Below are 20,619 nucleotides of genomic sequence, written 5' to 3'. Positions count from 1 at the left end.
CGCCACACCGAGACGAAGGGTGATTAGCTCAGCCGGGAGAGCATCTGCCTTACAAGCAGAGGGTCGGCGGTTCGATCCCGTCATCACCCACCACTCGATGTATAGCGCAGCGGTAGTTCAGTCGGTTAGAATACCGGCCTGTCACGCCGGGGGTCGCGGGTTCGAGTCCCGTCCGCTGCGCCATATTGAGCTTCAAGGCCCACTGAACACCTTGAAGCGACAGAGAAAGCGACCTTAGGGTCGCTTTTTTTGTTTCTGGCATTGCGTCAGAATGCCTTGTCCGCCGGTCGCGGCCAACAGGCTGTGCTCCGGCTCTTCATTGCACGCAAGAGACCGACCATGCAGGATGCCAGTACCTCTCCAATGCCCGCCGCTGCGGCGCCCTTGCTCGGTATCGACCTGGGCACCACCAACAGCCTGATCGCCGTATGGCAGGATGGCCAAGCCCAACTGATCGCCAATGCCCTCGGCGACGTACTGACGCCATCGGTGGTCAGCGTCGATGACGATGGCAGTATTCTGGTCGGCAAAGCCGCCAAAGCCCGCCTGACCACCCATCCGCTGCGCAGCGCGGCTGCCTTCAAACGGTTCATGGGCAGCGACAAGCGCTTCGAGCTGGGCGAGCATCGCTTCACCCCTGAAGAGCTGTCGGCGCTGGTGCTGGGTGCCTTGAAGCAGGATGCCGAAGCGTATCTGGGCTGCCCGGTCAGCGAAGCGGTTATCTCGGTTCCAGCCTATTTCAGTGACGAGCAGCGCAAGCGCACGGTGTTTGCCGCAGAGTTGGCCGGGCTCAAGGTGCAGCGGCTGATCAACGAACCAACCGCAGCAGCCATGGCCTACGGCCTGCACGAACAAAAGTTCGAGCGCACACTGGTGTTCGACCTGGGCGGCGGCACCTTCGATGTGACCGTGCTGGAATACGCGCTGCCGCTGATCGAAGTGCATGCCTCCACCGGTGACAACTATCTGGGCGGTGAAGACTTTACCGATGCATTGTTGCTGGCGTGCCTGCGTGACTGGGGGCTCAAACTCGAGCAGCTCGAGCCACAGGCGCTGGCCAGCCTGCACGACGCCATCGACCAGTTCAAACATGCGCTGGGTGAGGGTCAATGGACCTTGACCTGGCAAGGCGACGGCCAGGCCCGTGAGTGGCAGCTCGACGAACTCAAGCTGCAGGGCATCTGGGCGCCGTTGCTGGCGCGGGTGCGCGCACCGATCGAACAGGCCCTGCGCGATGCGCGCCTGAGCCCCAAGGAGCTCGACAGCCTGGTGCTGGTCGGCGGCGCCACGCGCATGCCGCAGGTGCAGCAACTTGTGGCCAAGCTGTTTGGCCGGCTGCCGTACCGGCACCTGGACCCAGACACCATCGTTGCCCTCGGCGCCGCCAGCCAGGCGGCTTGCAAGGCACGCGATGCGGCTATCGACGAACTGATCCTGACCGACGTGTGCCCGTACACCCTGGGCATTGCCTCGCAGCGTGGCGAGCAGAGCGCCGGCGCGTTTTCGCCGATCATCGAGCGCAACACGGTGATTCCCACCTCACGGGTCGAGCGCTTCTACAGCACTCACCCAGAGCAAAAAACCGTGCGTATCGCGGTATACCAAGGCGAGCGGCCCTGGGTGCGGGACAATATTCTGGTCGACAGTTTCGAGGTCCCGCTGCAGCCGACCGGGCAGATCCAGTCACTGGATGTGCGTTTCAGCTACGACATCAACGGCTTGCTTGAAGTCGATGTGACATTCATCGAAACCGGCCTCAAACACAGCCACAGCATTGACCGCAGCCCGACCGGGCTGGATCAGGACGCGCGCCAGGCCAGCCATGAGCGCTTGTCGCGGCTGAAGATTCACCCACGCGATGCCTTGCCCAACCGCACCCTGCTGGCGCGGCTGGAGCGAGCCTGGATGCAGAGCCTGGGCGATGAGCGCGAGCTGATCGGCAGCTGGCTGGATACGTTCAATGGAGTGTTGGCCGGTCAGCAGGCCGGCGAGATCAGCCGCCAGCGCCAGCAATTGAGCCAGGCGCTGGACGAGCTGCGTTACTGATATTGGCTCGGGCCGCACTGCGGCCCGTTGCCTTGCTCAGGGTGATGGCTAGCCGTTCATCCGGCGCAAGGCCGCCTGCAAGCCACCCTCCAGATCGGCCGCCTTGCCCGGCACTGGCCCATAGCGGTTGGGCAGTTTGTCGCCCGGTAGGCTTACCAGTATCAGCGGCACCACTGGCAGCACCCGGCTGAGCACCACAAGCAGGATCAGCACCGGCACGCCCTGGCCAAGATCACGCAGGCGGCGCAGCATGGCGCTGACCATCAACAGCACCATCGGCGCTGCCATCGCCGGCAGCAAGGTCATCAGGCTGCCGCAGGCGATCACCGCTAACAGATGTAGGCCGAAGCCCTTGCGGTCGAGGCGGCTGTTGAGCTTCCACACCGCCCACATTGGTTCCGCCACCTGCTTGCTGTTGTTGCGCAGCATGCGCTCGGTCCAGCCCAGCAACGCCATGATCGCGCAGCGCAGGCCGGGGTCGAGGTCGACGTTGTCCTTGGCTTTCTGCAATCTACGCAACAACCGCGTTTTCGGCGGTGCGCAGTCATTGAGCAGGCTGTCGAGGGCATCCAGAGCGTCGTTGAACGGGGCGCTGGCCATCCCTTGTTTACGCAGTAGCTGCCCGCTTGGATGTGTGCACTTGCCGGCCACCAGGCTGCGGCGTAACGGCTCGTACCAGTAGTCCTCGATGTACAGCGCCTCGAGGCGATCGCGCAGGCGGGTGCGCTGGGCTTCGTCGAGGCTGCGATCGTGATAGAGCACGGCGCAGAACAGCATTTTGCCCAGTGGGTAATCGTCGAGCACCGCCGGTTCGTTTTCCAGGCAGGTCAGCAACTGCGCAGCGGTGGGCAGGCGGCTGCTGTCGAGGGCCGTGCGCAGGCTCAGCACGCGGCTGGCGAGCAGGCCTTGCAGCGGTTCGTTGTAGTCCAGCGCGGCCAGCACATCGCTACTGCCATGCGGCCCGGCGATGGCCTGCAGCAGCGCGCTGTGCAGCGTGGCAAACGGGTGCTCGGCAGGGTAGTGCAGTTGCCCGGGCAGTTGCGGGTCGATCAACGCCAGCCAGCGGCTTGGCTGGTCGAACAACGCCAGCATGAACAGCTGCTGACGGTGCCAGGCCCACAGTGATTCGCCTGCTGCCGGCGCTGGTAGTGGCGCGCCATGGGCGGCCAGGGCTTCCTGAGCCTGCAGGGCGAACGGCCGGGTGAACATGCGGCGCATGTCGAACTGGCTATTGAGTTCATGCAGCGCCTGCTCGGGATACACCCGCATACGCCGCAGCCACTCGCGGCAGACCGGGCGGATGGCGTCTTCACCGAGCGCTTCAGGCAACTGTGCGCGTGGATCATTGGCTGTGCAGAAATCCACCAATGCCTGCACCACCGGCGACTGTTCGAGCCAGCGCAGCTGCTGCGCCGCTTGCGCCTGCAAGCCTTCGAGGATCAGGTTATCGAGAGTGTCTTCCCGCGCTGGCTCAGCGACTACCAGACGCAGCAGCTCGGCTTCACCGCGTTGCAGGGCCCAGGCCAGCCAGTACAAGCGCTGCAAGTCTGCGTCCGGCTGCTCCTGCAGCAACCAGGCCAGCAGCGGCAATTCGTCGTCACCGTCCAGGCGCCAATCGATGAATGTCGCGGCAATGTCGCCCAGTTCAAGCCGCGCCGCTTCGAGCCAGCGCGACAAAGTCTGCGGGCTCTGCGACGGGCTACCCCAGGCCTGCGCCGGGTCGGCGAGGTCGGCCGGCCAGCTGTCGCACGGGGTCTGCAGGTCGAACGCCTGGATCAGCAGCGGCAAGCGCTGCGGCTGGTGCCGTGCGCACAGGTTGAGCAGCCAGCGCTCGGCCTGCGGGTGGCGATGTTCGCGCCACAGCCGCAGCCAGCATTCCAGTGCCTGCTGTTCAGCGCCAAGCGCCTCGGCCTGGCGCGCCAGCAGGTACAGCAGGTCGACATCGTCAGGCGCCTGTTGCAGTTGCTGCTGCACCTGCGCGTGCAGGGTCTGGCTGCCGATCCCGGCCTGGCAGAACTGCACCAGCAGACGTTGCAGCAGAGCCTCGTCGTTGGGGAAGGCGAGGCAGGTGTGTGCCTGCACAAACTGCTCGTACTCAAACAGCGGGCGCTGATTGAAGCAGTATTCCAGGCTGCGCAAGTACCACAGCGTCTCCAATTGCGCAGCGGGTGGCCAGTCGCGCATCAGGGCGGTATCGAACGGATCGGGTTCGCTCAGGCGCTGGAGGAATGCTTCGACCTCCTGCGGGTCTTGCAGGCGCAGCAACTGTTCAGCCCAACCCAGGCGCTGTGCCAGCAGGCCGGCGCAGCGGTGCGAAATCGGCCCGCAGCTGCGCAGTTCATGCAGCAGCTGCCAGCTCAGTTGTTCCAGTTCGTCCAACGGCAGTTCGTCGAGCTCGGCGATGTAGCCCTGCCAGGCGGCGGGATCGAAACGCAGGGTGGGGTCTTCCAGCAACCGGTGAAAACCGCGCAATGCGGCTGACATCTCGTCAGCTTTGGCTTCGGTTTCGACGACTGGCGCGGCGTCGGCCTCGCTTTCACGGGCCAGGCGCAGCGCTTGTTCGTAGGCCTCGCGCAGCGCCTGGAAACCTTGCGGGTCAGTTTCCGGATGATGTGCCGGCAGCAGGCCGCGGTAGGCCTGGCGGATCAGATTGAGGTCCTGGGTCGGTTCCAGGCCAAGGCGTATCCAGCAACTCATGACCAGCAGTCCTCTTCCAGCGATGCCGGGCGTTCCGGTTCAGGTAATGGCAGATCCCAGCTGAGGCTGGCCAGCAGCTCGCTGGCACCCAGGCGCAGGTTGAGCAGGATGCAGCGGTTCCAGTGCTCGTTGCCCTGGCGTTCGAGTTCGGCGGCGAGTGCCTGGTCGCTGCTGTCAGAGACGTTCCACAGCGCCTTGCCGAACAGGTAGCCGGCCAGGTAGCCGTCCCAGCTGCTGTAGTAATGGCGGGCACGCAAGGCCAGGCGGTAATGCAGGTAGAGGCTTTCTTCGGCAGTGATATAGGACTTTTTCAGCCCGGCGCGCAGCAGAAAGCTCATCCGCCCCAGGTCCCAGGCGCGGGTGCCGCCGGGGCCGCAGTCCGGGTAGGTGCGGGCGGCGTACTGGTACTTGATCCGGTCCCGTTCGGGCAGGCGCTCGAGCAGTGCTTGCCACTGGCTGGGCAAGCAGCGCTGGAACTGCCAGTAGGCTTCGGACAGCTCGGTGGCGTGGCCGTTGTCAGCCATGCCGAGCATGTCCAGCAACTGCGCACGGTTGCTGATGCCCCACCAGCGTTCGAGGTCGCTCTGGTCGTCGCCCTCGTGATAGTCCGGCGCGGTGTAGCTGGCACCGTTGAGAGCAGCCATCGGTGCGGACAAGGCATGCAGCCAATGCTGCGCGGTTTCTTCCATGACACGGACTCCTGGGCCGGGGCAGAACAGGGAGGACGGCCGGCCTTGCGGGTGGCGATTGTAAATAGCGGCCAGCACGGCGGCAAATGGCCTGCTCGGGATGGCGCTTCAGCTGACCGTTTTTCCGGCCAGACGTTCTTCCTCGCGCAGGGTCAGCACTTCATAACCGTCAGCAGTGACCGCAACGGTGTGTTCCCACTGCGCCGACAGCGCGCCGTCGCGAGTGATCACCGTCCAGCCATCTTTCAGCTCGCGGGTGCCGCGCGCGCCCTGGTTGATCATCGGCTCGATGGTGAAGACCATGCCCTGCTTGAGCTTCATGCCCATGCCGCGTTGGCCGAAATGGAGGATCTCCGGTTTTTCGTGCATCTGCTGGCCGATGCCGTGGCCGCAGTATTCGCGTACCACGCTGTAGCCGGCCGCTTCGGCGGTGCTCTGAATGGCGTGGCCGATGTCGCCCAGAGTGGCCCCCGGGCGAACTTGCTCGATGCCGCGCCAGAGCGCGTCATAAGTGGTTTCTACCAACCGCTCGGCTTCAGCGCTGATCGCGCCGATGCGGTACATCTTCGACGAGTCGGCGATATAACCGCCTTGTTCCAGGGTGATGTCGACGTTGACGATCGAGCCTTCAGCGAGCACTTCGTCAGCCTTGGGCATGCCGTGACAGACGACGTGATCGACCGAAGTGTTCAGCGAATAGGGGAAACCGTACTGGCCCTTGCTGGCCGGCCTGGCGCGCAGGGTCTGGACGATGAACGCCTCGGCGTGGTCGTTGATCTGCATGGTCGTTATGCCGGGACGGATAAAACCGTCGAGCTCGGCGAATACCTTGGCCAGCAACTGGCCGGCGCGGCGCATCAGCTCGAGTTGTTCGGCTGTCTTGAGGATGACTTGGGACATTGGCGCTTCAAAGACCTCGCTTGAATCAGGCTGCAGCATATCCCCATGGCACCCAGCCTTGCCACCGCGGCGCCGTGCCCCAGGATGGGGACGCGTGCACCAAGACGAGTCAAAAATCCCCCATGGCGGCGCATCGGCTTTCTCACCACCCCCGTCTGCACCAGCGCCGATCCTCTGTAGGAGCCGCCTCGTGTCGCGAAAGGGCCGCAAAGCGGCCCCCGGTCAAAGCCATCGCTGAAAATTGGCACAGTCCCTGCTACACCCCATCCACAACACGCCCCACTGATCAACGGCGATCAATCAGGGGCCTCACCCAGATGAGAACAGGCAAAGGCGCCTGGAGCTTCGGCTCCAGGCGTTTTTTTTTGTCTTTGCGGCGGCCAACCCCGCCAACCCGTGATCGAGGATCGGCTATGCAGGCAACAGCGAACGGCGGACAACTTCAGCGACTGGTCATCGTCGGCAACGGCATGGTCGGCCATCACTGCGTCGAGCAACTGGTCGAGCGCGGCGCATTGGCGCGCTTCGAGGTGCGCGTATTCGGCGAGGAGCGTCAGCGCGCCTACGATCGCGTACACCTCTCAGAGTACTTCGCCGGCAGCGACAGCGAAGCGCTGGCCATGTGCGAGGCGGATTTCTACGATCGCCACGGCGTGCACCTGCACCTCGGCGAGGGCGTGCTCGAGATCGATCGCGAGCGCTGTGAAGTGGTCACTGCAGAGGGCCGTTATGGCTACGACCAGTTGGTCCTGGCCACCGGCTCTTATCCGTTCGTGCCGCCAGTCGAAGGCTCCAGCGGCACGTCGCGGCTGGTCTATCGCACCCTGGATGACCTTGACGCCATTCGCGCCGCCGCCAGCGGCAGCCGCCGGGGTGTGGTGGTCGGTGGCGGCCTGCTGGGCCTCGAGGCGGCCAACGCCTTGAAGTCGCTGGGCCTGGAAGCACACGTGGTGGAGTTCGCGCCGCGCTTGATGCCGGTGCAGCTCGACAGCGAAGGCGGTGCTGCCTTGAAGGCGCAGATCGAGGCGCTGGGCGTGGGGGTGCATGTGTCACGCGCCACCCAGTCGATCAGCACGGGCAGTGAGTACCGCTATCGAATGAATTTCGACGGTGGCGAGTATCTTGAAACCGACCTGATCGTGTTTTCTGCCGGTATCCGCGCACAAGACGCCCTCGGCCGCGCCTGCGGCCTGGAGATTGGTGCGCGTGGCGGGGTGGCGATCGATCACGATTGCCGCAGCAGCGACCCGCAGATCTTCGCCATCGGCGAGTGCGCCTCGTGGAATGGCAGCGTGTTCGGCCTGGTCGCGCCCGGTTACAGCATGGCGCGCAACCTTGCTGCGCTGTTGCTTGGTGAATCGTCCACCCCGTTCACCGGCGCCGACATGTCAACCAAACTCAAGCTGCTTGGGGTTGATGTCGGCTCTATCGGCGATGCCCATGGCGCGACTCCCGGCGCGCGCAGTTATCGCTTTATCGACGAGGCCAACGCGGCCTATCGCCGGCTGGTGGTCGATGCCAGCGGCAAGCACGTGCTCGGCGCGGTGCTGGTTGGCGACAACAGCTACTACGACACCCTGCTGCAGTACTGCCAGAACGGCATTGCCCTGCCAGCTGATCCGGCCACGCTGATCCTGCCGCAGGGCGGCGGCGCGCCGGCGCTGGGTGCCGATGCCTTGCCCGATACGGCGACCATCTGCTCCTGCCACAACGTCAGCAAGGGCGCTGTCTGTGCGGCCATCGACAGCGGCTGCAGCGACCTCGCCGCGGTCAAGAGTTGCACCAAGGCGGCCAGCGGTTGCGGCGGTTGCGCGGCGCTGCTCAAACAGGTCTTCGAGCACGAGTTGACTGCCCGTGGGGTCACCGTCGACAAGAGCCTGTGCGAGCACTTCGGCTATACCCGCCAGGAGCTTTATGGGCTGGTCCGGGTCGAGGGCATCCGCACCTTCAATGAGCTGCTCAAGCGTTACGGTAAAGGCCATGTTGGCTGTGACATCTGCAAACCGGCGGTGGGTTCGATCCTGGCCTCGTGCTGGAACCAGCCGATCATGGACGCCGCGCTGGTGCCGCTGCAGGACACCAACGACACCTTCATGGCCAACATGCAGAAAAACGGCACCTACTCGGTGGTGCCGCGCATTCCCGGTGGCGAGATAACCCCGGACAGGCTGATCGTGATCGGCCAGGTGGCGAAAAAATACGACCTCTATACCAAAATCACCGGCGGTCAGCGCATCGACCTGTTCGGCGCGCAGTTGCACGAATTGCCGCTGATCTGGGGCGAGCTGATCGCTGCGGGCTTCGAGACCGGTCACGCCTATGGCAAGTCGACGCGTACGGTCAAATCCTGCGTCGGCAGCACCTGGTGCCGCTACGGCGTGCAGGATAGCGTGGCCATGGCCCTGCGCCTGGAAGACCGCTACAAGGGCCTGCGCTCGCCGCACAAACTCAAGTTTGCCGTGTCCGGCTGCACCCGCGAGTGCGCCGAGGCGCAGAGCAAGGACATCGGCGTGATCGCCACCGACAAGGGCTGGAACCTCTACGTCTGCGGCAACGGCGGCATGCGCCCGCGGCATGCCGAGTTGTTTGCCACCGACCTCGATGACGACAGCCTGATCCGCATGATCGACCGCGTGCTGATGTTCTACATCCGCACTGCCGACAAGCTGCAGCGCACCTCGGTCTGGCGCGAGGGCCTGGAAGGTGGCCTGGATTACCTCAAGGCGGTGATCCTTGATGACAGCCTGCAGCTTGGCAGCGAGCTCGAAGCGCAGATGCAGCACGTGGTCGATCAGTATGAATGCGAGTGGGCCAACGCCCTCAACGATCCGGAAAAACTCAAACGCTTCCGCACCTTCGTCAACGACCAGCGCGCTGACCCGGACGTGCACTTCGTGCGCGAACGCGAACAACGCCGGCCAGTGGCCGCGCTGCACCTGATCCCAACTGTCGAGGAGGTTGTCTGATGAACTCATCCAATGTCGCAGTAGCGCAACAACCCAACTGGCAAACGGTTTGCCAGCGCGGCGATCTGGTCGCCGATTCCGGTGTGGTGGTGTGGCTGGACGGCGAGCAGGTGGCGCTGTTCTACCTGCCTGGCCAGGCTCAGCCGCTGTATGCCGTGGCCAATCGCGACCCGCGCTCGGGCGCCAATATCATCGGCCGCGGTCTGATCGGCAGCATCGGTGGCGAGCTGACGGTGGCGGCGCCGTTGTACAAGCAGCATTTCAGCCTGCGCAGCGGGCGCTGCCTGGAAGACCCGCAGCAGGCGCTGCGGACCTGGCCGGTGCGCCTGGCAGGGGAGGCTGTCGAGGTGGCGATGCGCTAAGATGGCTGACCGACGCTGACCGCGGGCAGAGCTGCTTTTACGCATGAACCTCGACACTCGAATCAAGTACCGCCACTTGCTGTGCTTTCTGGAAATCGCCCGCCAGGGCAGCCTGGCGCGTGCGGCTGACGTTCTGGCGATCAGCCAGCCAGCGATTTCCAAGACCCTCAAGGAGCTTGAGCAGTTGCTTGAGACGCGATTGTTCGAGCGCACTCGGCTGGGCGTCGAGCTGACCACCGCCGGCACGCGCTTCATGCGCTACGCCGGCCCCAGCGTGCAGGCCCTGCGCGATGGCGTGAGCAGTGTGCGCGGCGAGGCGCGGGCGCCGTCGCAGGTGCGCATTGGCGTGCTCTCGACCGTCGAAGGCCTGCTCATGCCCGAGGCGCTGTGCCGCCTGCATCAGCGCCATCAGGCGTTGCTGATCAGCGTGAGCACCGGGGTCAGTGCGCAGTTGCTCGGCCAATTGCGCCTGGGTGAGCTGGAGTTGGTAGTCGGGCGCATGACCGACAGCCCGCAGATTCAGGGCTTGTCATTCGAGCACCTGTATAGCGAATCGATGAGTCTGGTGGTGCGTCCGGGCCATCCGCTACTGGCGCTGCAGCCGCTCGAGCGCAGCCGGGTTGGTGACTATCCGCTGGTGTTGCCTCCGCTTGGCACCACCATCCGCCAACACGCCGACAGCCTGTTTGTGCAGTGCGGCATCCACATGCCGGCGCAACGTCTGGAGACCTTGTCGCTGGCGCTGAGCCGGCGCTACCTGCTGGGCAGCGATGCAGTCTGGGTCGCCCCACGTGACGCGGTGCTGATCGACCTGGGCCGCGGCGAGCTGGTCGAGCTGGACCTTGGCATCTACGAACCGGGTGGCTCGGTGGGCATCTGCCGCAACGCCGCGCTGCCGCAGAGCCTTCCGGCGCAGTGGGTATGTGAGGTGCTGCGCGAGTTGGCCGGGGAGTACCGCGAAGGGCTTTATCCCTGACGGATCTGTCATGTTTCGCAGGGCAGACATAAATAGCCACAATACCCGCCGCAGGTAGCATCTGGGCTCAATACTGGCCAGTGGCTGCAGCGTTGCCATGAACAACCTTTCACCTACTGAACTTACTGCCCGCAAGCGGCTCCTATGCCGGTAGCCATTGGTAACGACCGCCTGCTAAGCTCGCGGCTTTACCCTGATTGCCCTTATGGCGCATGAACAAGGAACTAGCATGAAACAACATCGTTTGGCGGCTGCGGTTGCCCTGGTAAGTTTGGTTCTGGCGGGCTGCGACGCTCAGACCAGCGACGTCGAGCTGAAAACCCCGGCACAGAAAGCCTCCTACGGTATCGGCCTGAACATGGGCAAGAGCCTTGCTCAGGAAGGCATGGAAGACCTTGATTCGAAAGCAGTCGCCATGGGTATCGATGACGCTGTCAGCAAGAAAGAGCAGCGCATCAAGGATGACGAACTGGTCGAGGCCTTCACCGCGCTGCAAAAGCGTGCCGAAGAGCGCCTGACCAAAGCCAGCGAAGAAGCCGCATCGGCTGGCAAGAAGTTCCTCGAAGAAAACGCCAAGAAGCAGGGCGTCGTGACCACCGCTTCCGGCCTGCAGTACGAAGTCGTGAAGAAAGCCGATGGCCCACAGCCAAAAGCCTCTGACGTTGTGACCGTTCACTACGAAGGCAAGCTGATCGATGGCAAGGTGTTCGACAGCTCGGTCGAGCGCGGCAGCCCGATCGATCTGCCGGTCAGCGGTGTGATCCCAGGTTGGGTCGAAGGCCTGCAATTGATGCACGTCGGCGAGAAGTACAAGCTGTACATCCCGGCTGAGCTGGCTTACGGCGCACAGAGCCCAAGCCCGCTGATCCCGGCCAACTCGGTACTGGTGTTCGACCTGGAACTGCTGGCGATCAAAGATCCGAGCAAGCTCGAAGGCGCCGAGCCGCCAGCCGAAGCTCCGGCTCAGTAAGCCTTAGCGTGTCTACAACGCCCCGTCTCGACGGGGCGTTGTCGTTTTTGCGGGCACCCAGACGAACCTCGGCCGGCATTGCTTGTCCGAGATTGGGTGGCCGGTACATGTCTGCCCGATGACGCAAAACGTTTGCGTAACTGTCACGATTGGGTAAAAAACGCCCGATCTAAGCGCGACCCTTGCCCTGTCGGCACGGGGCGGCGGAAACTGTGCCCTGTTCACAAGGTTATCCACAATAAATGTGGATAACCTCATCGCTTGGAGGCCCCATGAGTGCACCCTGGAATTTCAGCCGATTTCTGCCCCTGGCCGAGCGCCTGCTCAGCCGTGGCCGGTTACCGGCACTGTTGTTTGCGGTCGCGCGCAAAGGTCCCAAGCTTGGCCAGCTGCGTGAAGACCTGCGCTTGATGCAGAGCCTGTGCCTGGCCTGGTGGCGCGGCGAGTACCGCGCCATCAGCCCGAAGGCGCTGGTGACCATCGTGGCCGGCCTGCTGTACTTCGTCAGCCCGCTGGATGCGATCCCCGACTGGCTGCTGGGCGTCGGCTTTCTCGATGATATCGCCGTGCTCGGCTGGGTATTGAAGACCGTGGCTGACGAATTGGGCCGTTTCAAGGCCTGGCGCGATGCCCAGACGCCGGAGCGTTTGCGCGTGGTAGAGCGCCTGCCAGACACCCCCGAGGCACTGCGCCTGGAGCGCGGTACGCCTTGAATTCAGCCTGATCTGCACAGACCCTCGCGCTTGGTCATATAATTGGCATAAAGGTTATGCCTATGGGCTACATGCAGTAGTCCTACGTGAGGGGTTTGCAATGGAAATTCAGGTCATCAGCCGGGACGATAAGCCCGAATACGCCGTCATTCCCTGGGAGCAGTATCAGGCCCTGCTGGTCGCTGCCGGCCAGGCGCCTGCGTCCAGCCCTGCCAAGGCAGAGCAGACGCTAGCAGAGCCTGCTGCAGCGCCTGCCAGCCTGCCAGCAATCAGCGAGTTGGCCCGCCTGCGTGAAGCCAAGGGCCTGGCCCCTGAGGCGCTGGCGCGCAGCGTCGGCATCAGCCCGGCCTACCTGGCCATGATCGAAGCCGGTGAGCGTGACGCGGGTGCGCCGATCCTGCGCAGCCTGGCCTGGCACCTGGGTATTGCTGGCTGGAGCGAGCCGTCATGAGTGGCGTCAGGATCAGTCGCCAGCAATGGGACGGGCTGCTCGGCGAGCTGGACATGGCCCGCCGCCAGCGCCACCTGCTGACCTACCGTGCCCTGCTCGAGCGTCTGCAGCTGCCAACCCCGGCCATGCAGACGCTGACCGCCGCGCTGGAGCATCTGGCCGCCATCGACGCACGCGCCGAACAGCCGCTGCGCAGCTCGCTGGTAATCAGCCAGGGCGCAAGCCGCCTGCCGCGTACCGGCTTTTTCGAATGTGCCGAGCGCCTGGGCAGGTTTACCGGGCCGGTCGATGGCATGGAAGCAGCCTCCTGGCACGCCTCGGAAGTGGCCAGGGTATTCGAGCACCCCTATTCAGAAGAAGCCTGAGCGCCGCAGCGCGTTTGCCTGAGCAAACTGCAGACAAAGAAAAGGGGGTGGACATTCTAGGCGTCCACCCCCTTTTTTTGCGACTGGCGTCAGCCGGCGGTCACTTCTTGGCTACCGACGAGCTCAGGCTCAGGTAATCAAGCAGGATACGCCCGGTTTCGGCCAGGTAGGCGTCGTCTTCCGGTTTGGTGTTTTCATCTTCCACCGGCAGGGCGTCTTCGTCTTCTTTCTTCAGTTCCTTGAGCGGCTCTTCACCCTTGGCCTTGCGGCGGATGTTTTCCAGGGCCAGTTGCTTGCCCTCGATCTCATCGTGGCGGGCGCGACGGGTCTGCTCGTTGAGGCTGACGCTCTTCTCGCTCATCAGCTTCTGGCTCAGGGCCAGGCGGTCACGGATGTAGGTGAACTCGGCATCCTTGGCGCTACGGGCGTCGTGGCGGGCCTTCAGCTCGGTGAGGAACGGCTTGAACGGGTCCACGGCAGGCTTGATCGCCGGCTTGATGGTGTCCCATGGCATGGCCTCGGGCAGGGCGCTCTCGCCGATTTCCTTGGTGTCGATGATCGACGGGTAGTCGATATCCGGCAGCACGCCCTGATGCTGAGTGCTCTGCCCGGAAACCCGGTAGAACTTGGCCAGGGTCAGTTTCAGCTCACCATGGTTGAGCGGCTGGATGGTCTGCACGGTGCCTTTGCCGAAGGTCTGGCCACCGATGATCAAGGCGCGGTGGTAGTCCTGCATGGCGCCGGCAAAAATCTCCGAAGCCGAGGCCGAGAGACGGTTGACCAGCAGCGTCAGCGGACCTTTGTAGAACGCGCCGCGGTTTTCATCTTCAAGCACATCGACGCGGCCATCGCTGTTGCGTACCAGCACGGTCGGGCCTTTGTCGATGAACAGGCTGGTCAGCTCGGTGGCTTCCTGCAGCGAGCCGCCACCATTGTTGCGCAGGTCGATGACCACGCCGTCGACTTTCTCGTTCTGCAGTTCGGTGAGCAGTTTCCTGACGTCGCGCGTGGTGCTCTTGTACTCAGGATCGCCGGCACGGTAGGCCTTGAAATCGAGGTAGAAGGCCGGGATCTCGATGATCCCCAGCTTGTAGTCACGGCCATCCTGCTTGAGCTTGAGCACCGACTTTTTCGCCGCCTGCTCTTCAAGCTTGACTGCTTCGCGGGTGATCGAAACGATTTTGCTGGTCTGGTCGCTCGGCGCATTGCTGGCCGGGATGACTTCAAGACGCACCACCGAACCTTTCGGGCCGCGGATCAGCTTGACCACTTCGTCCAGACGCCAGCCGACCACGTCGACCATTTCCTTGTTGCCCTGGGCCACACCGATGATCTTGTCGGCCGGGGCGACCTGTTTGGTCTTGGCGGCTGGGCCGGCCGGTACCAAACGGACGATCTTGACCTGATCGTTGTCATTCTGCAGCACCGCACCGATGCCTTCGAGCGACAGGCTCATGTTGATGTCGAAGTTTTCGGCGTTGTCCGGCGACAGGTAATTGGTGTGCGGGTCGTAGGACTGGGCGAAGGTGTTGATGTAGGCCTGGAAGATGTCTTCGGCACGGGTCTGGTCAAGCCGCGCAAGTTGGTTCTTGTAGCGCTTGATCAGGGTTTCCTGGATCTGCTTGAAGTCCTTGCCGGCGATCTTCTGGCGCAGTACTTCATCCTTGACGCGTTTGCGCCAGAGGTCGTCCAGCTCGGCGTCGTTTTTCAGCCATGGCGCGTCTTTGCGATCGACCAGCAGCGACTCGTCAACACTGAAGTCGATCTTGTCGACGCCCTTGTTGAGTTCGGCCAGGGCAAAGTCCAGGCGGGCTTTGACGCGGTTCAGGTAACGCTTGTAGATGGTGAAGCCCGGATCGAGATTGCCGCTCTTGAGGAAATCGTCGAACTGGGTCTTCCACTTGTCGAACTCGGCGATGTCCGAGGCCGTGAAGTAGCTGCGCGATGGATCGAGCAGCTTGATATAGCTGTCGTAGATGATCACCGAACGGGCGTCATCCAGTGGCGGCTTGCTGTAGTGGTGGCGCTTGAGCAGCTCGACCACATTGAGACTGGCAACCACCTCATCCCGGTCTGGCTGCAGGCTTTCCCACTTGTTGGCGGCGGCCGCATTGCCGCCAAGCGTCAGGCTGCCAACGCCAATGAGCAGGGCGAGGGCGGTGCTGGGCAGAAAATGCTTCATGCTGATTCGACGTAAAGGCAATTGATCACGCATAGTAGGCCGTCTATTCCGTTCGCCGGTTCCATGGAGCCGGGCAAATACTGCAAAAAGCCCGGGGCAAGGCGATCCCGGGCTCAGTCATGACTCAACTATGGAGGCACTGTGAAGGCATTGCAAGGCGTTGACGGACATGTGGAGTGGGTCGAGGCCGAGCGCCCGACCTGTGATGCCGGCCAGGTACGCATTCGCGTAGCCGCGGCAGGCCTGAATCGGGCGGATATGCTCCAGATCGCGGGCAATTACCCACCGCCGCCGGGCGCCAGCCCGTACCTGGGGCTGGAATGTTCCGGGATCATCAGTGAAGTCGGCCCCGGCACCGACTGGCGCGTCGGCGAGCGCGTCTGTGCGCTGCTGGCGGGCGGTGGCATGGCCGAGGAAGTGGTGGTCGATGCTCGCCACGTGCTGCCGGTGCCCGAGGGCCTGAGCCTGCACGAAGCGGCGGCGATCCCCGAGGTGTATGCCACGGCCTGGCTGAATATCTTCCAGCTCGGCGGGCTCAAGCCTGGGGAAAAACTGCTGGTGCATGCCGGCGCCAGTGGCGTCGGCTCGGCGGCGATTCAACTGTGCAAGGCGCTGGGTAATCCGGTCTGGGTCAGCGTCGGCTCGCCAGAGCGGCTGGCCTACTGCGAGGCGCTGGGCGCTGCCGGTGGGGTGGTGCGCAATGCCAACCTCGATGACCTCAAGCAACTGGGCCCGTTCGACGTGATCCTTGACCCGGTTGGCGCCAGCTACGGCCCGCTCAATGTCGAGCTGCTGGCCCGCGACGGGCGCTGGGTGATGATCGGCTTGATGGGCGGGCGCAAGGTCGAACTGGACCTGGCGCAGATTCTCGGCAAGCGCCTGCAGCTGACCGGCTCGACCTTGCGCAATCGCCATGATGATTTCAAGGCCGAACTGCTCAAGGAGCTCGGCCAGCAGGTCTGGCCGTTGTTCACCGATGGCCGGCTCAAGGCGCAACTGGTGGACACCTATCCGGTCGCGTTCGCCGAGGCCGCCTACGCCGAGCTTGCGACCAATCAGGTCTCCGGCAAGCTGGTGCTGGTGATCGACCAGACGCTGGCCTGAGTCAGCCATGCCGGGGCTACGGCCCCGGCTGTTTCACTTCCAGGCGAGGATCGGCCAGCCATGCTGCTCGGCATGGGCGCGCAGGACCGGGTCCGGGTTGACTGCCTTGGGATGATCGACCTTGAGCAGCAGCGGCAGGTCATTGCGCGAGTCCGAATAGAAACTCGCGTCCTCGAGGTTTTCCTGCTCCTGATCCAGCCACTCCAGCAGCCGGGTGACCTTGCCCTCGCGGTAGGTCAGCACGCCGTGAGTGTTGCCGGTGTACACGCCATTGATCGCTTCCAGCTCGATCGCCAGATACTCGTCTACACCCAAGCGCGCTGCAATCGGCCCGACCAGGTGGGTGCCAGAAGCCGAGATGATCAGCACCCGATCACCTTGCTTGCGGTGCTCGGCAATGCAGTGGCAGGCGTCGCCGAAGATGATCGGCTCGATCACATCTTCCACCCATGGCTCGACCAGGTGCGCCAGCTCCTCCAGTGTGCGCCCGGCAACCGGCTCGAGGCTGAAGGCCATGTAGTCTTCCATGGCCATCTCACCCTTGTTGTACGCTTCCATCATCTCGCGGTCACGGCGCAGAAACGACTCGCCATCGACCCAGCCCAGCCGCACCATGTGCTCACTCCACAGCGACGCGCAGTCGCCATGGATCAAGGTTTCATCCAGATCGAAAATTGCCAAAGCCATCGGTACTTCTCCTGAGCTACTTCTATGCCACTTCGCGTAGCGCCGTTGGGTCGATAGCCAAGGATACCCGTTGACCGTCCGCATGCAGATCCTCTGACGAGCGATTGAGCACGTCAACCACCAGTTCGACCTCGCGCACCTCGACCCGATAGCGGATGACGTTGCCGAGCAGGCTATGGCTGCGCACCTGGCCGTCCAGTTCGCCGGTGAGACCCAGGCTGATCGACTCGGGGCGGATCGCCAGGCGGCTGCTGACCGGGCGTTGCAACAGGCGGCTGGCGCTGTCGGCATCGAGCAGGTTGTAGTTGCCGATAAAGCCTGCGGCAAACAGGTCCACCGGCGCGGTATAGAGGGTTTCGGCGTCGCCACTCTGCACGATCCGACCCTGGTTCATCAGGAAGATGCGGTCGGACATGGTCAGCGCCTCTTCCTGGTCGTGGGTGACGAAGATCGTGGTCAGCCCAAGCTCGCGCTGAATCGCCCGAATCTGCTCGCGCAGGTGCTTGCGAATGCGTGCATCCAGTGCTGACAGTGGCTCATCCAGCAGTAACAGGCGCGGCCTGGTCACCAGCGATCGGGCCAGCGCCACCCGCTGGCACTGGCCGCCCGACAACTGATGCGGATAGCGCCCGGCAAAGCTGCCCAGCTCGACCAGCTCGAGCACTTCGCGCACCCGCGTGCGGCTTTCTTCAGCGGGGGTTTTCTGCATGCGCAAACCAAAGGCGACGTTTTGCTCGACGGTCATGTTGGGGAACAGTGCATAGCTCTGAAAGACCATGCCGATGCCGCGTTTTTGCGGGCTCAGCGGCACCAGGTCGTGGCCGTCGAGGAGGATCCGGCCGCTGTCGACCGGGGTCAGGCCGGCAATGCAGCGCAGCAAGGTCGACTTGCCGCAACCGGACGGGCCGAGCAGGGTGACGAATTCGCCGCGCTGGATCTGGCAGTCGATATCGTCGAAGACCGGGCTGCCGGCGTAACTCTTTTGCAGTTTCTCTACGCTGACGAAGCTCATCTCAGGGTTTGTCCTTGTTCAAGCGATTGGCCACCCAGGTCAACACCAGGACGAAGGCGAAATAGGAAATCACCAGCGCGCTGTTGAAGTGGCCGCTGCTGTTGCGCATGTTGTTCAGGTACACCTGCAGCGTTTCGTAGCGGGTGCCGACCAGCAGGTTGGCGAACACGAACTCGCCGAACAAAAACGAGAACGACAGCAACAGCGCCACCATCAGGCCCTTGCGCAGGTTTGGCAGCACCACCAGAAACGCCGCCTGCCAGGTGCTGGCGCCGAGCAGTTGGGCAGCGTCCATCAGGTCGCGCAGGTTGATTGCTTGCAGGTTGTTGGTGATGGCCCGGTACATGAACGGCAGCGCTACAGTGAAGTAGCAGCCGATCAGAATCCACGGCGTGCCGACCATCGCCATCGGCCCGCTGCCATACAGCTGCAGCAAGCCCACCGACGACACCACCGGCGGTACCGCAAACGGCAGCAGGATGAGGATGTTCATCAGCGCGTCCAGCCGCGGAAAGTGGTAATGCACCACAAACAGCAACGGCAGGATCAGCACCACCGACAACAGCAGCGCGCCGACGCACACCAGCAGCGACTGGCCGAAGGCGGCCAGAAAGCGCGGCTCGCTCCACAGCGCCACGTACCATTTGAAAGTAAGGCCGCTGGGCAACAGGCTCGCCGACCAGCTGGTCGACAGCGAGTAGAGCAGGGTGCCGGCCAGCGGCAGCAGCAGGATCAAAAACAGCAGGTAGACCATGGCGCGGTGGTACCAGCCGCCAGGGCGGGATTCAGCGCGCATGGTAGCTCCTCTTCAACAGCCATTGATGGACCACCGTGACCAGCGTCATCAGCCCCACCAGCACCATCGCCAGGGCGCTGGCCAGGTTCGGGTCGAGGCTGATGTCACCCGCCACCAGCGCCGCGATGCGGATCGGCAGCACGTTGAAATTGCCCGTAGTCAGTGCATAGACCGTGGCGTAGGCACCGAGGGCATTGGCCAGCAGAATCACGAAAGTGCCGAGCAGCGCCGGGGTCAGCACCGGCAGGCCGATGTGCCGCCAGAATTGCCAGTGGCTGGCGCCGAGCAGCGCTGCAGATTCGCGCCAGTCTTCGCGCAGGGCATCGAACGCCGGGTACAGCAACAACACGCCGAGCGGGATCTGGAAGTAGGTGTACACCAGGATCAAACCGGTCTTGGAGTAGATGCTGAAGTCTTCGAGCAAGCCGATCTGCTTCAGCAGCAAGGTCAGTGCGCCGTTGAAGCCGAGCAGAATGATGAAGGCGAAGGCCAGCGGCACTCCAGCGAAGTTGCTGGTCATGTTGGCGAAGGCACTGACGAAGTCGCGCAGCTTCGAGTCGACCTGGCGCAGCGAATAGGCACCAAGGGTGGCAATGATGATGCCGAACAGGCTCGACCAGAAGCTGATCTCCAGGCTGCGCTGCAGCGCCTGCAGATAAAACTTGGAGGCGAACACCTTGCTGAAGTTGTCCAGGCTCCAGCCGCCCTCGGCTTGCACGCTGTTAATTGCCACCCAGCCCAGCGGCGCGATCTGGAATACCAGAAAGAACAGCGCGAACGGCAGCAGGCAGAGCATGGCCAGGTAGCGCCCGCGGGTGCCGGCCATCACGACAGCAGCTCGCGGCAAACGCTTTTGTCATGAGCGGCGCCGAGCAGCTCGCAGATCGTTCCGCACAGCTCGGTCTGCAGCGGCTTGGCATTCTGGTCGAGGCTGAAGGCGCTGCCGAAGACGAACAGCGGCACCTCGCGCTCCTCGGCCAGCAGGCCATTGTGCGAGCGGTCGTTGTTCATGCCATGGTCGGCGGTCACCAGCACCTGATATCCCTCTTCGAGCCAGCGCGGCAGGTAGTCGGCCAAGAGGATGTCGGCGCCGCGCGCGGCATTGCGGTACTGGCTGCTGTCGAGGCCATGACGATGGCCGGCATCGTCGATGTTCATCGGGTGCACCAGCAAGAAATTCGGGGCGTGGCGGCGGCGCAGGTACTCGGCGTCGGCCAGCAGGTGCGAGTCGGGGTAGTGATCGGCGTAGTAGAACAGCCCATGCTGGATCGGCAGCTTCGGCGCATGGGTGTGGCGGTCGCGCAGCGGGTCGAACGGCGAGCGGTTGTACAACTCGCTCATCCAGTGATACGCGGCGGCAGCAGTGCCCAGGCCTGCCTCGCGGGCGTAGTGAAACACGCTGCGCTGGTTGGACAGGCGGTTGACGTTGTTGTGGACGATGCCGCTTTCCAGTGGTGGTACGCCGGTGAGGATGCATTCGTACAGCGGCCGCGACAGCGACGGCAGCTCGCACTGGACCCGGTACAGCGCGGCGCGGTCAGCCTCGACGTAAGCGTGCAGGTGGCCCATCGCATGGTGGGCGACCTCGTGGTTGAGGCCGTCGAGCAGGACCAGAATGACGTTGTGTGGCATGGAGACTCCACGGCAGGTGGATCACACGGTGGGGTTGCCCTCTGCCCCACTGTTACGGTGCAGAGAGCTGT

18 protein-coding genes and 2 tRNA genes are annotated in these 20,619 nt (G+C 63.5%); 11 read left to right on the top strand and 9 right to left on the bottom strand.

Translation table 11 applies throughout. The features are described from left to right. Positions 1–17 precede the first annotated feature (17 nt). The 3 genes from HU736_RS10830 to HU736_RS10820 all read left to right on the top strand — a co-directional run bounded on the left by HU736_RS10830 (position 18) and on the right by HU736_RS10820 (position 2,046). Positions 18–93 (top strand) — tRNA-Val (locus tag HU736_RS10830). Positions 94–106: 13 nt separating this feature from the next. After that, positions 107–183: transfer RNA gene (locus HU736_RS10825), tRNA-Asp, on the top strand. A gap of 156 nt (positions 184–339) precedes the next feature. Then, complete coding sequence (locus HU736_RS10820; RefSeq protein ID WP_103438252.1) at positions 340–2,046, top strand: molecular chaperone HscC; 1,707 nt, start codon at positions 340–342, stop codon at positions 2,044–2,046. Positions 2,047–2,094: 48 nt separating this feature from the next. On the opposite strand, the gene HU736_RS10815 is transcribed toward HU736_RS10820, so the two are convergent. The 3 genes from HU736_RS10815 to map all read right to left on the bottom strand — a co-directional run bounded on the left by HU736_RS10815 (position 2,095) and on the right by map (position 6,332). Beyond that, positions 2,095–4,743 carry a J domain-containing protein gene (locus HU736_RS10815; RefSeq protein ID WP_186701511.1) on the bottom strand — a complete coding sequence of 883 codons (2,649 nt, stop codon included), beginning with the start codon at positions 4,741–4,743 and terminating at the stop codon, positions 2,095–2,097. Beyond that, the gene (locus tag HU736_RS10810) at positions 4,740–5,432 is read right to left on the bottom strand and encodes a DUF1266 domain-containing protein (protein WP_186701512.1); all 693 of its coding nucleotides are present in this window, start codon (positions 5,430–5,432) and stop codon (positions 4,740–4,742) included. The genes HU736_RS10815 and HU736_RS10810 overlap by 4 nt, the downstream gene beginning before the upstream one ends. A gap of 108 nt (positions 5,433–5,540) precedes the next feature. Next, positions 5,541–6,332 (bottom strand): type I methionyl aminopeptidase, encoded by a 792-nt coding sequence (map, locus tag HU736_RS10805; protein ID WP_186701513.1) that lies wholly within the window; start codon positions 6,330–6,332, stop codon positions 5,541–5,543. 413 nt (positions 6,333–6,745) lie between these two features. Here map and nirB point away from each other — a divergent pair, with 413 nt between their 5' ends. From nirB to HU736_RS10770, 7 genes are all read left to right on the top strand, one after another. Next, on the top strand, positions 6,746–9,298 hold the full coding sequence (gene nirB, locus HU736_RS10800) for a nitrite reductase large subunit NirB (RefSeq protein ID WP_186701514.1): 2,553 nt from the start codon (positions 6,746–6,748) through the stop codon (positions 9,296–9,298). Beyond that, entirely contained in the window at positions 9,298–9,660 is a 363-nt protein-coding gene (gene nirD / locus HU736_RS10795; protein WP_103438249.1) for a nitrite reductase small subunit NirD, read from the top strand. The genes nirB and nirD overlap by 1 nt, the downstream gene beginning before the upstream one ends. Before the next feature lie 43 nt (positions 9,661–9,703). Then, a complete protein-coding gene (gene pcaQ / locus HU736_RS10790; protein ID WP_101321705.1) occupies positions 9,704–10,636 on the top strand; it encodes a pca operon transcription factor PcaQ in 933 nt (310 codons plus the stop codon). Positions 10,637–10,865: 229 nt separating this feature from the next. Further along, positions 10,866–11,606: a BamJ family beta-barrel-assembly machinery protein gene (bamJ, locus tag HU736_RS10785; protein ID WP_101321704.1), complete on the top strand. Its 741-nt coding sequence runs from the start codon at positions 10,866–10,868 to the stop codon at positions 11,604–11,606. Between the two features lie 272 nt (positions 11,607–11,878). Continuing rightward, positions 11,879–12,319 carry a YkvA family protein gene (locus HU736_RS10780; RefSeq protein WP_101321703.1) on the top strand — a complete coding sequence of 147 codons (441 nt, stop codon included), beginning with the start codon at positions 11,879–11,881 and terminating at the stop codon, positions 12,317–12,319. A gap of 100 nt (positions 12,320–12,419) precedes the next feature. Beyond that, positions 12,420–12,770, top strand: coding sequence for a helix-turn-helix domain-containing protein (locus HU736_RS10775; RefSeq protein ID WP_186701515.1), 351 nt, complete (start codon positions 12,420–12,422; stop codon positions 12,768–12,770). Beyond that, on the top strand, positions 12,767–13,135 hold the full coding sequence (locus HU736_RS10770; protein WP_103438247.1) for a hypothetical protein: 369 nt from the start codon (positions 12,767–12,769) through the stop codon (positions 13,133–13,135). Before HU736_RS10775 ends, HU736_RS10770 begins: the two co-directional genes overlap by 4 nt. Before the next feature lie 100 nt (positions 13,136–13,235). Here the strand turns inward: HU736_RS10770 and HU736_RS10765 are convergent, their stop codons facing one another. Next, positions 13,236–15,317 carry a carboxy terminal-processing peptidase gene (locus HU736_RS10765; RefSeq protein WP_181003816.1) on the bottom strand — a complete coding sequence of 694 codons (2,082 nt, stop codon included), beginning with the start codon at positions 15,315–15,317 and terminating at the stop codon, positions 13,236–13,238. A 141-nt stretch (positions 15,318–15,458) separates the two neighbouring features. On the opposite strand from HU736_RS10765, the gene HU736_RS10760 reads away from it, so the two are divergent. Next, positions 15,459–16,421 carry an NAD(P)H-quinone oxidoreductase gene (locus HU736_RS10760; RefSeq protein WP_103438245.1) on the top strand — a complete coding sequence of 321 codons (963 nt, stop codon included), beginning with the start codon at positions 15,459–15,461 and terminating at the stop codon, positions 16,419–16,421. 33 nt (positions 16,422–16,454) lie between these two features. Here the strand turns inward: HU736_RS10760 and HU736_RS10755 are convergent, their stop codons facing one another. The 5 genes from HU736_RS10755 to HU736_RS10735 are packed head-to-tail and all read right to left on the bottom strand — an operon-like array spanning position 16,455 to position 20,548. Next, positions 16,455–17,108, bottom strand: coding sequence for an HAD family hydrolase (locus HU736_RS10755; protein ID WP_186701516.1), 654 nt, complete (start codon positions 17,106–17,108; stop codon positions 16,455–16,457). Positions 17,109–17,130: 22 nt separating this feature from the next. Next, a complete protein-coding gene (locus HU736_RS10750; RefSeq protein ID WP_186701517.1) occupies positions 17,131–18,120 on the bottom strand; it encodes an ABC transporter ATP-binding protein in 990 nt (329 codons plus the stop codon). Position 18,121: 1 nt separating this feature from the next. Continuing rightward, positions 18,122–18,916: an ABC transporter permease gene (locus HU736_RS10745; protein WP_103438242.1), complete on the bottom strand. Its 795-nt coding sequence runs from the start codon at positions 18,914–18,916 to the stop codon at positions 18,122–18,124. Then, positions 18,906–19,742: an ABC transporter permease gene (locus tag HU736_RS10740; RefSeq protein WP_181003815.1), complete on the bottom strand. Its 837-nt coding sequence runs from the start codon at positions 19,740–19,742 to the stop codon at positions 18,906–18,908. The genes HU736_RS10745 and HU736_RS10740 overlap by 11 nt, the downstream gene beginning before the upstream one ends. Beyond that, positions 19,742–20,548 (bottom strand): alkaline phosphatase family protein, encoded by an 807-nt coding sequence (locus tag HU736_RS10735; protein WP_186701518.1) that lies wholly within the window; start codon positions 20,546–20,548, stop codon positions 19,742–19,744. The genes HU736_RS10740 and HU736_RS10735 overlap by 1 nt, the downstream gene beginning before the upstream one ends. Positions 20,549–20,619: the final 71 nt, after the last annotated feature.

Origin of the sequence: Pseudomonas shirazensis, from assembly GCF_014268785.2 — a bacterium.
Classification (GTDB): Bacteria; Pseudomonadota; Gammaproteobacteria; order Pseudomonadales; family Pseudomonadaceae; genus Aquipseudomonas; species Aquipseudomonas shirazensis.
This window is presented reverse-complemented; position numbering and strand designations above follow the sequence as displayed.

Excerpts from the sequence above, each read along its gene's own strand:
- HU736_RS10770 (WP_103438247.1), top strand. The coding sequence starts at position 12,767 with ATGAGTGGCGTCAGGATCAGTCGCCAGCAATGGGACGGGCTGCTCGGC.
- map (WP_186701513.1), bottom strand. The coding sequence starts at position 6,332 with ATGTCCCAAGTCATCCTCAAGACAGCCGAACAACTCGAGCTGATGCGC.
- HU736_RS10735 (WP_186701518.1), bottom strand. The coding sequence starts at position 20,548 with ATGCCACACAACGTCATTCTGGTCCTGCTCGACGGCCTCAACCACGAG.
- HU736_RS10820 (WP_103438252.1), top strand. The coding sequence starts at position 340 with ATGCAGGATGCCAGTACCTCTCCAATGCCCGCCGCTGCGGCGCCCTTG.
- pcaQ (WP_101321705.1), top strand. The coding sequence starts at position 9,704 with ATGAACCTCGACACTCGAATCAAGTACCGCCACTTGCTGTGCTTTCTG.
- bamJ (WP_101321704.1), top strand. The coding sequence starts at position 10,866 with ATGAAACAACATCGTTTGGCGGCTGCGGTTGCCCTGGTAAGTTTGGTT.
- HU736_RS10810 (WP_186701512.1), bottom strand. The coding sequence starts at position 5,432 with ATGGAAGAAACCGCGCAGCATTGGCTGCATGCCTTGTCCGCACCGATG.
- HU736_RS10755 (WP_186701516.1), bottom strand. The coding sequence starts at position 17,108 with ATGGCTTTGGCAATTTTCGATCTGGATGAAACCTTGATCCATGGCGAC.
- nirD (WP_103438249.1), top strand. The coding sequence starts at position 9,298 with ATGAACTCATCCAATGTCGCAGTAGCGCAACAACCCAACTGGCAAACG.
- HU736_RS10815 (WP_186701511.1), bottom strand. The coding sequence starts at position 4,743 with ATGAGTTGCTGGATACGCCTTGGCCTGGAACCGACCCAGGACCTCAAT.
- HU736_RS10775 (WP_186701515.1), top strand. The coding sequence starts at position 12,420 with ATGGAAATTCAGGTCATCAGCCGGGACGATAAGCCCGAATACGCCGTC.
- nirB (WP_186701514.1), top strand. The coding sequence starts at position 6,746 with ATGCAGGCAACAGCGAACGGCGGACAACTTCAGCGACTGGTCATCGTC.
- HU736_RS10750 (WP_186701517.1), bottom strand. The coding sequence starts at position 18,120 with ATGAGCTTCGTCAGCGTAGAGAAACTGCAAAAGAGTTACGCCGGCAGC.
- HU736_RS10765 (WP_181003816.1), bottom strand. The coding sequence starts at position 15,317 with ATGAAGCATTTTCTGCCCAGCACCGCCCTCGCCCTGCTCATTGGCGTT.
- HU736_RS10745 (WP_103438242.1), bottom strand. The coding sequence starts at position 18,916 with ATGCGCGCTGAATCCCGCCCTGGCGGCTGGTACCACCGCGCCATGGTC.
- HU736_RS10780 (WP_101321703.1), top strand. The coding sequence starts at position 11,879 with ATGAGTGCACCCTGGAATTTCAGCCGATTTCTGCCCCTGGCCGAGCGC.
- HU736_RS10740 (WP_181003815.1), bottom strand. The coding sequence starts at position 19,742 with ATGGCCGGCACCCGCGGGCGCTACCTGGCCATGCTCTGCCTGCTGCCG.